We start from the raw sequence: 12517 nt of genomic DNA, 5'->3' as shown, positions 1-12517 counted from the left end.
GACCGGGTGCGTAAAAACCGTGCGCCTTTCGGGGCGTCGGCTGCGCTGACATGACGACGGGACAGTCTCGGGCCGGATGGCGTCGCGACGACCGTCCACTCAGTCTTCGAACCGTTCCTCGTACGCACAGGACGGGCAGCTCACGATCGTCGGTGCGTCGGCACCGCCGGGCATCGCGGTCTTGTGGTCCAAGAGGGCGTCACACCGGGGACACGTGCTGGGGATCGTTTCGGACATCGAGCGACGATTCTCGGGCACACCCGATATAATTTCTGGGCTCGAGTGATTATAATCTGTATGTGTGTGTCCGTGATTGGAGTCCGGAGAATGTGAAACGAACGCCCGACTCCGGCGGCCTGGGTTCACGAAACCAGTAGCTTCAATGGGACGCGAGCGAAGCAACGAGCCATGCAGGTGACGCGTCGGTACTGGACGGTCGCCGCCCTCGGGACGGCGCTTGCCGTCTGGGGCGTCGTCGTCGCTGGCCCGCTCGCACTACTCGGGAGCGGTGCCGTCGGGGCCTGGCTGCTCGCCCGACAGTACCGGTTCGTCCGCTCGGCGACGCGGGTCCCGGCGGCGCTGAGCGTCGATCTCTCGACGCGGGATCGAGTGACGGCCGAAGAGACCGCCGAGCTGACCGTGGCCGTGACCCTCGACACGGCGGTGTCGGTCCCGATCACCGTCACCGTCGACCCACCGGTCGGTGCGACCGGCGATCCGGCGACGGTCTCGCTCGCGGCCGGCGAACGCGAGGCGGTCGCATCCACCGCCGTGACCTGGCCGGTGGCGGGCTCGTTCACCGTCGACGACGTGTCGCTGTCGATCGCCGACACGGACGGGCTCTTCGCCCAGCTGGTCGAACTGGACGCCGGACAGGAAGTCGCAGTCAGCCCGCGGGCACCCGACGACCTCCACGTCGGCGAAGGCGGGAACCCGATCGCGACGGGCTTTGGCGAGCAGGCGTCGAGCCAGCTGGGCACCGGCATCGAGCCCGCAGAGATCCGGGAGTACGTGCCGGGCGACGCCGTTCGACAGATCGACTGGAAGGCGACGGCGCGGCTCGACCAGCCACACGTCATGGAGTTCGAGGGCGGCGCAGACCGGCAGACGATCCTGGTGTTCGACCACCGTGCCACGATGGCCGACGGACGAGCCGGGACGACGAAGCTCGACTACGCACGACAGCTCGCGGTCGCGATCGTCGACCGAGCACGCACGGACGACGACGGGATCGGCTACTACGCCGTCGGCGACGACGGCGTGACGACGGCGATCAGCCCGCTGGTCAGAACCGACGCCTGGGCCACGGTCCGAGCGAAGCTGCTCGCGGCCGCGACGACCGACGGTCGATCCGGCGGCGTCGGACCCAGAGGCTCACCGAACACACGGGTCGCCAGCCGGGTCGCGAGCGACGATTCGGCGTTCGGACGGACGCTCGCACCGTTTCTGTCGGAGGGTGAGGCGTACCAGCAGCGCTTCGACGCACAGCCGCTGGCGGGCGCGATCAGGACGGCCGAGTTCCCCAGTGACACCGTCGTTCGGACGGTCATCGTGACCGACGACAGCCGCCCGGACGAACTGCGAGCGGCGGTCCGGCGTGCCAGCCGGAACGGCAGCACCGTCGCGGTGTTCATGACGCCGACGGCGCTGTTCGAGTCGGGCGAACTCACCGATCTCGCCGGGGCCTACAGCGACTACGTCGCCTTCGAGGAGTTCCGGCGCGAACTCGCCGGCATGGAGGGCGTCGACGCCTACGAGGTCGGCCCCGGTGACCGACTCTCGGCGGTGCTGTCGGCGGGTCGAACGCAGCGACGGAGGGAATCGGCGTGAGCGTCGAGGACGGCCCCGAGGGGCTTGGCGGTGCTCTCGCCACGGATTCGCGAACGGCCCCGGCGGTCGTGGGGGCGGGCGCGTTGCTGAGCGTCCTCACAGGCTGGCTCGTCGCCGGACTCGGCGGCGCACTGGCTGGCGTGGTCGTCGTGGCCGCCTGGCTCGTCGTCTCGCCGATCGTCGTCCTCGCGGTGGGGCACGTGCTGCTGGCCGCGGTCCTGCCCGAGAACGCGTCGCTCGCGACGCTCGCGCTCGCCCAGGCACCCATGGTCGTCGTGTTCGCCGGCAGCGTCCTCGACGCCGACAGACCGAGCCGAACGCTCTGGCAGGGCGTCGTCGCGCTGGCGGCGCTGTCGCTGGTCGTCGCGGGTAGTATCGCAACGTTCGGGACGCGCTGGCAGGTGGCCGCGATCCTCGTCGCCGTGGTCGCCGTCGCCGGCTACGGACTGCACCGCTACACTGTCGCGACACTGGAGGTCACCGATGAGTACTGATCGACACGCGACCGAACACCAGCAGACGACAGAGGAATCGACACCCGACGACGAGCTGTCGCCGGAGTTGGCGGCCCAAATAGAGACGCTGCGGGCGGAGAACGAACGACTCCGGTCGTCGTACGCCCGTGCCCGCCAGAGCCAGTACCGCCAGACGGCGATCGGCTTTGTCGCCGTCGGCCTCGTCGCGACGATCGGGGGCGTCGTCTTTCCCTCGAGCCGGACGATACTGCTCGCACTGGGCGGGACCGGCGTCTTCGCCGCCGTGTTGACGTGGTTCGTCACGCCCGAGCGGTTCGTCTCGGCCTCGGTCGGGGACGCCGTCTACGAGGCCCTGGCCCGCAACCACGAGCGCCTCTGTCGAGAACTCGGGCTCACGGACAGGCGGATCTACGTCCCGACCGCCGATCCGGCGACCGGCGTCCGCCTGTTCGTCCCACAGCAGACGCCTTTCGAGATTCCGGATGCAGACGACCTGTCGGCGCTGTTCGTCACCACGGGCGAATCGACGACCCGTGGCGTGGCGCTCCGTCCGACCGGCGAGACGCTGTTCGGCGAGTTCGAGTCGGCACTGAGCGGGTCGTTGGCGGACACGCCGGGCGAGGTCGCGACGCAGGTTCGCGAGGCGGTCGTCGAGCAGTTCGAGATCGCCGACGCCGTCGAGTTGGACCTCGACCGAGCGGACGGCCGGCTCACGGTGTCGACGACGGCCAGCGTCTACGGCGACCTCGGTCGGTTCGATCACCCGATCGTCTCGATTACGGCCGTCGCGCTCGCATGCGGACTCGACAGGCCGGTCCGAGCCGAGCTTGCCGGCGAGGAGAACGTGGCGACGCTGCGCTGGGAGCCCGAGACGGCGAGCGACGAGTGACGCGCCGGCTACTCGACGCTCCCACCGTCGGTGGCGCTCTCTTCGATGTCGGCCATCTCCGTGGCGGCGGCCAGCTCTGCCTCCGAGTCGCCGCCGGGAGGCGTCACGTCGGCCAGTGTCTCCTCGATCACCGACGCCGGAGACACGTCGCTCAGTTCCGCGTCGGCAGTCAGGACGAGTCGGTGGATCAGGACCGCACGGGCCAGGGTCTTCACGTCGTCGGGGACGACGTACTCGCGGCCGTGGATCGCCGCGCGGGCCTTCGCGACCTTCAGCAGTCCGAGCGACGCGCGCAGCGACCCCCCGTGTTCGACATCGGGGTGGTCCCGAGTCGCCGCGACCAGGTCCAGCACGTACTCGCGGACGCTGTCGGCGACGTGGACCTCACTGACCGCGTCGCGTGCGGCGGTCAGTGCCTCGGTGTCGACGACCTGTTCGACGCTCTCGGCGTCCAGTTGCGGCGCGTCGTTGAAGCGGTCGAGAACGCGTCGCTCCTCGTCGCGATCGGGGATGTCGACGGTGAGCTTCAACAGGAAGCGGTCGCGCTGGGCCTCTGGCAACTCGAACGTGCCTTCCATCTCGATTGGGTTCTGGGTGGCGATGACCACGAACGGGTCCGGGAGCGCGAGCGTCTCCCCCTCGATCGTGACGTGGCCTTCCTCCATGGCCTCCAGCAGCGCCGACTGGGTCTTGGGCGTCGCGCGGTTGATCTCGTCGGCGACGACGACGTTGGCGAAGATCGGCCCCTTCTGGAGCTGGAACTCGCCGGTCTGGCTGCGGTAGACGCTGGTCCCGGTGATGTCGGCCGGCAGCAGGTCCGGCGTCATCTGTACGCGCGTGTACGCGAGCCCGCTCGCGCGAGCGAACGACTGTGCGAGCGTCGTCTTCGCGACACCGGGGACGCCTTCGAGGAGGACGTGGCCCCGGCTCAGCAGCGCGACCGTGAGGTGTTCGACGAGTTCGTCGTGTCCCACGAGCACCGTCCCGACTTCGTCGCGGACGGTCTCGTACAGGGCGGCTGGCTCAGTCATTGCCATCACGTTCCGTCCGTCGCGTCATAATGGCTTGCGTTACGCGCTCGACTCGCTCGTCGTCCCACTCGGGGTGGCGAGCCGTCACGCCGCGAACGACCGCCTCGCGGTCGCGTGGTCGGTGGACCGTGTCGCTCGCTCCGAGACGGCGTCTCAGCGCCGGTATTGCGTCCACCAGGGCGGCGTGACCGGCCAGGACTCCGAGCAGCGCCGTTCCGACGACGGCCTGCAAGAGCGCCGATTCCCGAAGCGTGAGCAACAGCGCCTGCACTGGCGGGAGACTCCCGGCGTGGGACACGTCGAGGACGACGGTGTCGTGGCCGGCGACGACGGTACGGGCGAACGCGCGATTGTCGCCGTGTTCGAGCATCGCATTGATGAAGACGCTCGGGTCACTGACGGCGATCACCCGCCCGTCGCCGACGCGTTCGGTCGTGGCGACCGGGTACCGAGCGACCGTCTCGTCGTCGTCGAGTGTCTCGTTGCCGTTCCGATCGAGGTAGGCGTACGGGGAGCTGGCCGCGAGGACCGTCGCGTTCGTCGCGCGAACGGCTCGCATCGTCCCGTTGGGGTCGTCGGCGCGAGTGGCTCCGGCCGCACGGATCGCGGTCCCGTGGTTCAGGACGACCGTCTCGACGCTGTCGTTGTCCAGCCCGACCGCCGTAGCGACCGGCAGCGCCGGCCCGTTCTCGTAGCGGCGTTCGTCGCGCAGGGGTGCGCCGTCGAACCGGGTCCGTGCGCCGACACCGCGGAGCAGCTGGTTCCCGTTCGGTCCCACGTCTTCGGCGATCAGCAGCGTCCCGCCCGCCTCAACGAACTGCCGAATCGATCGACGCTCGCGGTCGGTGTAGCGCTGTTCGGGCGAGAGGAGCACGGCCAGCGTCTCGTTGGCGTCGGCGGTGTCGTAGACGCTGGTGTTTCGGGCGATCGACAGCGACTCGGCCTCGTCACCGGCCATCGACCGGAAGTCGCTGGTACCGTCCCAGGCCGGGTTGTACGAACCGAAGGCACCGCCCGAGGTGCTTCCGGCGACGAGCAGCCCCAGAGCGACGGCGACGGCGAAGCCAGCGAGTACCGCACGCGGGTAGTCTGGAGCCACGTCAGATCACCCCCGGCGGGAGGATGGCGAGGATGCGTCTGACGACGACGTAACCGAAGGCCAACAGGCCGAGCAGGACGAGCCACTTGAGGCGGGCCCGCCAGCGTGGCGTCACACTGAACGGAGCCGTCAGTTCGATCACGACCAGAAAGCCGATCAGCGAGACGACGAAGAACAGCTCCAGAGAGAGCGAGCCAAGCAGCGCCAGCGCGAGGACCGTCGCGCTCATCCACGCGACCTGTCCGACGACGAATCGCTGGCGTCGCGGCGTTGTCATTGGCCGAGTCGAACGGTCGGCGACGGTATAAGCTGTCGGGATACGGGCCGAAGGGACAGGGTATTGTCGCTGGCAGACGACCGTCGGAGTAGTATGTGGCCGTGGGGACACCTCGCCGTTGGCTATCTCTGTTACTCGCTGCTGGCCCGAGCGACCGATCGGCGCGTGTCCGCGTTCGCGGTCGTCGCCGTCGCGGTCGGCACGCAGTTCCCGGACCTGATCGACAAGCCACTCGCCTGGACGGTCGCCGTGTTGCCCAACGGCCGCTCGCTGGCGCACTCGCTGCTCACGGCAGCGGTCGTCGGCGTCGTCCTCGTCACCATCGCACGCGCTGTCGATGCACGCGACGAGTCCCGACAGCTCGGGGCCGACGGTGGCACCACCCCGATGCGTCCGACGGCGGTCCACCTCGCTGGCGCGTTCGTGCTGGGCTACGGCACGCATCTCTTGAGCGACGGACTCCACCCGCTCCTCGACGGCGAGTTCGCCGCACTGGCCTACCTCGGGTGGCCGCTACTCCCGGCGATCCAGTACGGCGGTCCGAAGAGCTTCGTCGGCCACTTCGCGTCGATAGAGCTGACGCCGTTGCTCGCACTGCAGTTCCTACTGGTCGGCGTGTCGCTCCTCGTCTGGAAGGCCGACGGCAGACCGGGCCTCTCCGTGGCAAAGCGAACACTGTCCCGACAGCGAGATGGGTAGCGAACGCCCGTCTGGCCGTCATCGAACAGCGCCGTTCCCAATCACGACTGCTGTGCTCTCGCCAGACGAATCCAAAACAGCAGCCAACCAGGCAGTGTGACCAGTGCCTCTTCCCAGACTGGGCCAACAGGACCAACTCCTACATACAAAATGGCGAAAACGTGACCACACGCCCCATAGTAGATGTGTTATTCGCCACATATCATCAACATTCTTCTTGCACAGATATATTCGGCCTGAAAGAGAATAAAAGAGCGATGTCTGCCCAAAGAGAGTGGTCGTTCAGAGATTGCAAACAGTACCGCAGGTCCATCGACCGTAGTCGCTGTGTGAGTATCCCAGCGGTGAGTCGAACGATGAACTCCCGAGAAGGGGACAGTATCACGAGACTAGTTCGTGTCTGTCCCCGATCCAGTCATCGCTTTGAAATTCGAAATCGAGATCTCTGGTAGGCGTCTCTCGCTGAATGTTTCTCATCCTGAAATGCCCGTCTCAGTTGGAAGACATCGGAAACCGTCACCTATTCAACGTCCCGTGTTGTTACCCGACTACTATGGGTCTGTCACCAGACGGGAGAGTCGAACAGACGGATATCTATCGCGAGCTCGGGGTCCGGGAGGTCGTCAACGCCGCCGGGACGAAGACACGGATCGGGGGCAGCCTGATTCGGGAAGAAGCACTCGAAGCGATGAACAGCGCGGCCGAGGGGTTCGTCGAACTCGGCGACCTGCAGGCGCGAGCCAGTGAACTGATCCGCGATGTCACCGGGGCCGAAGCGGGATACGTCACCTCGGGTGCCGACGCGGGCCTGCTGCTCGGCGCAGCGGCCGCCATCGCCGGCTCGGACGTACAGGCGATGGATCGCCTCCCAGACACCGACGGGCTGGCCGACGAGATCGTCATGCCCCGCACCCACCGGACGGGCTACGACCACGCGCTCCGGGCCGCGGGCGCGACGATCGTCGACGTGGGGACCAACGACTTCCACCTCGGGACTGGCGCGACCAACGTCGAGCCGTGGGAGATCGAGCGCGCCATCGGCGAGGACACCGCCGCCGTCGGCTACGTCCAGAAGAGCTACACTCAGCCCGACCTCGAAACGGTCGTCGAGATCGCCCACGACCACGACGTGCCGGTGATCGTCGACGCCGCCGCGGAGGTCCCGCCGATCGACAACCTCGAACGGTTCGTCGAGACCGGCGCGGACCTCGTCGTGTTCAGCGGCGGAAAGGCCATTCGCGGTCCGCAGACGACCGGGATCGTCGCGGGTCGCAAGGACCTCATCCAGTCGATCGCGCTCCAGCACCTCGACATGCACGTCGCTCGCGAGGCGTGGGAGCCGCCCCGCGAGCTGATCGATCCTGACAGCGTCGACGGCGTCCCACGTCAGGGGATCGGTCGGCCGATGAAAGTCGGAAAAGAGGAGCTGGCCGGACTGATCCGCGCACTGGAAGTGTTCGTCGACCTCGACTACCAGGCGCTCAGCGACGAGTGGCAGCGCCAGGCCGAACGCGCTGCCGACGGGCTCGCCGACGAAGAACACCTGACGGCGACCGTCACCGGCGGCGAAGGCGAGAACGTCTCGCCGGTCGTCGAGGTCACCCTCGACGAGACGCTGTCGGCGGTCGAACTCGTCCGGGCGCTCCGAGACGAGGACCCGCGCGTCTACGTCGGCGCGGACGGGATGGGCGACAACGAGATCGCGATCAACCCGATGTGTCTCGACGACGAGGAACTCGACTACGTCGTCGAACGGATCCGCGACAATCTGTAGGCGGCCGTCCGCCACGCTCGCGATCACCCGCACTTATTGTCGAGCCACACGAGCGGTCCCACATGGAAATCACGGACTACGAGCTGTACGGGGTGCCGCCGCGGTGGCTGTTCCTGCGTCTGGAAACTGACGAGGGGGTCACCGGCTGGGGCGAGCCCGTCGTCGAGGGCCGAGCCGAGACCGTCAGGGCAGCCGTCGAGGAGATCATGGACTCGTACCTGCTGGGGAAAGATCCACGCCGCATCGAGGACCACTGGCAGGCGATGTATCGCGGGAGCTTCTACCGGGGCGGTCCGATCCTGATGAGCGCCATCGCCGGGATCGATCAGGCGCTGTGGGACATCAAGGGCAAGCAGTACGGGCTGCCGGTCCACGAACTGCTGGGCGGGCGCAGCCGAGACAAGATCAGAGTGTACCAGTGGGTCGGCGGCAACCGACCCGAGGAGCTGGCCGACGAGGCCGACCAGCTGGTCGACGCCGGCTACACGGCGCTGAAGATGGACGCGACCCACCAGATGCGCCACATCGAGTCACGGGAGACGATCGAGGAGATCGTCGATCGCGTCGAACACGTCCGCGAGGCAGTCGGCGATCACATCGACATCGGCGTCGACTTCCGCGGGCGCGTCTCGAAGTCGATGGCGAAGACGCTGACCCACCGTCTCAGCGATCTCGGTCTGATGTTCATCGAGGAGCCGGTGTTGCCCGAGAACGTCGAGCACCTGCCGGCGATCGCCGCACAGACCCGCGCCCCGATCGCCGCGGGCGAACGGCTCTACTCCCGGTGGGACTTCAAGCGGCTGTTCGAGACGGGAGCCATCGACGTGATCCAGCCGGACGTGTCCCACGCAGGCGGGATCTCCGAGATGGTCAAGATCGCAAACACCGCCGAGACCCACGACGTGGCCGTCGCGCCAAACTGCCCGTTGGGCCCGATCGCGCTGGCGGCCTCGCTACAGGTCGACACCTACGTCCCGAACTTCTTCGTGCAGGACCACGGCTTCGACATCCACCTCCCCGCGTCCGATCGGACCCACCAGTACGTCACGGACGATCCGTTCGTGTTCGACGACGGCTACGTCGAGGTGTTGGACGATCCTGGACTGGGGGTCAACATCGATCGATCGCTCGTCGAGGAGCGTGCCGAGGCCAACGTCGACTGGCACAATCCAATATGGCGACACGAAGACGGGAGTATCGCCGACTGGTAACGTGAACACTTATCACGCTTAGGCATCAATGCCTCCGTATGGCTACGGGGGACACCGGAGGGACACTGACCGCGCTAGGCAAGACGTTCAGGATTGTCGAATACATGACCGAGACGGACGGGAGCGTCCGCATCACCGAACTGGCGACGGAACTGGACATCTCGAAGAGTACGGTCTACAAACACTTGAACACGCTCAGGTCGGAAGGCTACGTCGACAAAGACGACGTGGCGTACCGACTGAGCCCGCGCTTTATCGACGTTGGTGAGCACGTCAAAGACTCGTTCGAGCCCTACGCTCAGGCGAAGCCGGCGATCGACAGCCTCGCCGAGACCACCGACGAGACGGCGGGACTGGTCCTCGAACACGACCGACAGGCCGTCGACATCTACTCGACGGTGGGCACTCACCCGGAGGCGTGTTCGATGACGACGACGCGTCATCTCCACTGCAGCGCCCCTGGGAAGGCGATCCTCTCGACGCTGTCGGACGAGAGCGTCGACGAGATCCTCGAAGAACCGCTCGTGTCGCTGACGCCGGACACGATCACCGACACCGACCGCCTCCGGAGCGAACTCCGACGGATCGGAGAGCGAGGGATCGCCTTCGCGCGGGGCGAACAGCGTGCCGACGTCAACAGCGTCGCGGTGCCCATCGAGTTCGCGGACTACCAGGGTGCCGTCTACGTCGCTGGCACCGCGAGCCGACTGTCGAGCAAACGGCTCGAAGAGGACGTACCGGGGATGGTGCTGAGTACGGTGCGAGAGATCGAAGCCAAAATCGCCTGATACTGCCGGCTGTCCGTCTGTAACGAATGTTGCGACCCGTGGTCGCGAATATCGTGAAACAGTGACAGCCGGCAGTATGCGCCGGAGCACGGCACTCACCGATACGTCGCTACAGCTGTCGGGACGAAACGAGTCCGCACGCACCGTCGCTCTGTCCCGACGGAGCCCGACGAGACACCACGACACGCTGTCCAGCCGACCGCACAGCCGACGGCGTCGACGGCCGAGAGAGTCGATGCCGACGGTGATCTCCGTCCGACACGCGCGTTTCACAATGAGGGACAGGCAGCGATCTGCCGTGAGCCGGTCGATCGACAGCCTGTTCCAGCGAGTGCGAGGGCAACCGTCGGTAGCCGCTCCGGACGAACCTCACACGAACGGCACTGGACCGTCCACGTGCGCGTCGTCGTGACTCGTTCGTCGTCCCTGTCCACGGAGCGGCACCGATACGGGTGTCCCGGCAGTGCGACCGGCCGATCTCCTCAGGTGTTTCACATTGTAGAACGTCGGCGACGACGCCGCCGCGGATCGGCGGCGTGTGGGAGGCGTCGATCGAAACCAGCACCGAGGGGTCACTCCGAAAGCAGACGCTGACAGTTCGCTCGTACTGTCTGTCCGTCCGTAGCGTGTCTCGTCGTCCTTGACGACGCGTCTCCGAAACGGCGACAGCCGGCAGTAGCGGCCGTCGGGCACGGCGAACAGGCGGTGTGTGGCGATCGACCGAGCCCGCATTGTAGTAACGATAGTACTGTCGTTACTGCAAAAGCTGGCGGCTAGACTGTCATGCACTATAATGAAACACCTGGCGATACATAACCCTTACCGTGGGTATTGTTGACAGTGTCGAGCGACGGCGGCGTCGCGCTACTCGACGACGCCGTTCTCGACGCCCGTGACTCGTTCGCGGCCGCCGTACGTAGTCGCCGTGAGTTCGACAGAGACGGTCTCGCCCGGTTCGAGCGTCTTCATCGTCCCGTTCTCGCGCTGTGCCTCCGGGTACGAGTGGCCGGGGTAGGCCGTCGTCGGTTCGAGCCCCGCGGTGTAGTTGCGGCCCCAGAACGGGGACTCGTCCATGCCGCCGAAGGCCTGCCAGTACCACAGCGACTCGAAGTGCTCGGCCGGGTACGACAGCGCGAAGCCAACGTCGAGTTCCCTGTTGGTGACGGCGTACCACCCCTCGTCGACGCCCAGCAGGTACGCCTGGTCGTGGATCTCGCTGTCGGTCGGCGGGAACGCGGTGAGGTCCACGTCCTCCCCGTCGACGGCCTCGGCGGTCGGCCACTCGAAGTGCTGGTCGCCCGCCAGGCGGTTTGTCTCGTGGTCCTCCGGGTAGTCGTCGATGTAGCTCTCGCCCGCGGGCACGTCGAGGCGCGCGTCGGGGCCAATCAGCGGCCGACCGAGCGCGACGTGGTGCTGCCAGGCGTATTCGAGTTCGTACTCGCCTTCGTTGGTCACCGATTCGGCCACCTCCAGGCTCGACTCGTCGGCCGGCAGCGTCAGTTCTCGGGTCACCGCGAAGGGGTACCGCCGGAGACGCGTCGAGAGTTCGAGGGTGACGGCGTCGGCGTCGTCCCGCGTCACCGTCGCGTCCCACGGAATGAGCGCACTCTCGCCGTGGTGGTCGTAGTGGTTGCCCGGGATCGACATCGGACCGCCAGCGACCGGCAGGTTCAGCTGCCAGCCGCCGGGGTAGTGCTCGTTCCACGTCATCTCCGTCGAGGGAATGACGCGGTCGCCGGGCGGGTCCCACTGGTAGTCGGCGTGGTACAGCACGTCCACGTCGGTACGCTTGTCGCGGAACTCCAGGATGTCCCCACCCTTGCCGGGGAGCACGAGCACGCGGAGGTGCTCGTTCTCCAGAATCGCGGCGTCCATTCCGCGATACGTGAAGTCCGTCGAGACGGACGGCCGGTCGTCGAAGTATCCCATACCCATCGCTGTCGCTCGGGGGGTATAAAAATATCCCCGCATCGGGGATCCGGTCCCCGGAACTATTATTAGCGGAATGGTCTTTCGACTATCTCATAAGAAAATTTACTTTATTATCTGTCGATCGAGACGGGCCGGCGACGGCGAGCGCTACGCCGTCACCGCCGCCGTGCGGACACGACTCCGAGCGGCATATACGAGCCGTTTAGCCCTGTAGTGTCCCACCAGCAGCCTTCGTCGAGACGCGGAGCGTCTGCAGTGACGACACCAGATCAGAACACACGCAAACGGCAGATAAGACGGCTTCATCGCCGTTTTTCACGCCGTCTGGTCACCAGACAGAGGCAGAGTGCTACGTCGGGACTCGGATGGCCTGGCTCTGTTCTGAGTGTCTCATTTCCCAGAATAGTTTGATTTTGAGGTAGTATATATTTTTGATATATCTAGATCGTGCGTCACGCAGCGAAGTCAGAGAGTGCGGGCCGTCCGGTCGTGGCATCGCTCGGAGCTCCGG

General features: G+C 66.5%; 12 protein-coding genes. 7 read left to right on the top strand and 5 right to left on the bottom strand.

Annotated features, from left to right (window positions below; translation table 11 throughout):
- Window positions 1-99: 99 nt before the first annotated feature.
- Window positions 100-237: a hypothetical protein gene (locus tag ACAH01_RS04170; RefSeq protein WP_170092431.1), complete on the bottom strand. Its 138-nt coding sequence runs from the start codon at window positions 235-237 to the stop codon at window positions 100-102.
- Between the two features lie 171 nt (window positions 238-408).
- Between ACAH01_RS04170 and ACAH01_RS04165 the strand changes: the two genes are divergently transcribed.
- From ACAH01_RS04165 to ACAH01_RS04155, 3 genes are read left to right on the top strand one after another with little or no spacing between them, the layout of a single operon-like run.
- Complete coding sequence (locus ACAH01_RS04165) at window positions 409-1830, top strand: DUF58 domain-containing protein (protein WP_372480337.1); 1422 nt, start codon at window positions 409-411, stop codon at window positions 1828-1830.
- Window positions 1827-2324: a hypothetical protein gene (locus ACAH01_RS04160; RefSeq protein ID WP_372480336.1), complete on the top strand. Its 498-nt coding sequence runs from the start codon at window positions 1827-1829 to the stop codon at window positions 2322-2324. The genes ACAH01_RS04165 and ACAH01_RS04160 overlap by 4 nt, the downstream gene beginning before the upstream one ends.
- Window positions 2314-3195: a hypothetical protein gene (locus ACAH01_RS04155; protein WP_372480335.1), complete on the top strand. Its 882-nt coding sequence runs from the start codon at window positions 2314-2316 to the stop codon at window positions 3193-3195. Before ACAH01_RS04160 ends, ACAH01_RS04155 begins: the two co-directional genes overlap by 11 nt.
- A gap of 8 nt (window positions 3196-3203) precedes the next feature.
- Here the strand turns inward: ACAH01_RS04155 and ACAH01_RS04150 are convergent, their stop codons facing one another.
- The 3 genes from ACAH01_RS04150 to ACAH01_RS04140 are packed head-to-tail and all read right to left on the bottom strand — an operon-like array spanning window position 3204 to window position 5602.
- A complete protein-coding gene (locus ACAH01_RS04150) occupies window positions 3204-4226 on the bottom strand; it encodes an AAA family ATPase (RefSeq protein ID WP_372480334.1) in 1023 nt (340 codons plus the stop codon).
- On the bottom strand, window positions 4219-5325 hold the full coding sequence (locus ACAH01_RS04145; RefSeq protein ID WP_372480333.1) for a DUF4350 domain-containing protein: 1107 nt from the start codon (window positions 5323-5325) through the stop codon (window positions 4219-4221). Before ACAH01_RS04145 ends, ACAH01_RS04150 begins: the two co-directional genes overlap by 8 nt.
- 1 nt (window position 5326) lies before the next feature.
- A complete protein-coding gene (locus ACAH01_RS04140; RefSeq protein ID WP_170092437.1) occupies window positions 5327-5602 on the bottom strand; it encodes a hypothetical protein in 276 nt (91 codons plus the stop codon).
- 93 nt (window positions 5603-5695) lie between these two features.
- Between ACAH01_RS04140 and ACAH01_RS04135 the strand changes: the two genes are divergently transcribed.
- From ACAH01_RS04135 to ACAH01_RS04120, 4 genes are all read left to right on the top strand, one after another.
- Window positions 5696-6301, top strand: coding sequence for a metal-dependent hydrolase (locus ACAH01_RS04135; RefSeq protein WP_372480332.1), 606 nt, complete (start codon window positions 5696-5698; stop codon window positions 6299-6301).
- 553 nt (window positions 6302-6854) lie between these two features.
- Window positions 6855-8075 (top strand): aminotransferase class V-fold PLP-dependent enzyme, encoded by a 1221-nt coding sequence (locus ACAH01_RS04130; protein WP_372480331.1) that lies wholly within the window; start codon window positions 6855-6857, stop codon window positions 8073-8075.
- A gap of 62 nt (window positions 8076-8137) precedes the next feature.
- Complete coding sequence (dgoD, locus tag ACAH01_RS04125) at window positions 8138-9286, top strand: galactonate dehydratase (RefSeq protein WP_153554267.1); 1149 nt, start codon at window positions 8138-8140, stop codon at window positions 9284-9286.
- Window positions 9287-9324: 38 nt separating this feature from the next.
- Window positions 9325-10074, top strand: coding sequence for an IclR family transcriptional regulator (locus ACAH01_RS04120; protein ID WP_372480330.1), 750 nt, complete (start codon window positions 9325-9327; stop codon window positions 10072-10074).
- Between the two features lie 864 nt (window positions 10075-10938).
- Here the strand turns inward: ACAH01_RS04120 and ACAH01_RS04115 are convergent.
- A complete protein-coding gene (locus ACAH01_RS04115; RefSeq protein ID WP_170092441.1) occupies window positions 10939-12003 on the bottom strand; it encodes an aldose 1-epimerase in 1065 nt (354 codons plus the stop codon).
- Window positions 12004-12517: the final 514 nt, after the last annotated feature.

It is taken from the genome of Halomicrobium sp. HM KBTZ05, assembly GCF_041530035.1.
GTDB lineage: Archaea > Halobacteriota > Halobacteria > Halobacteriales > Haloarculaceae > Halomicrobium.
Note: the sequence above shows the minus strand (reverse complement) of the source record. Positions and strands in the feature narration are given on the sequence as shown.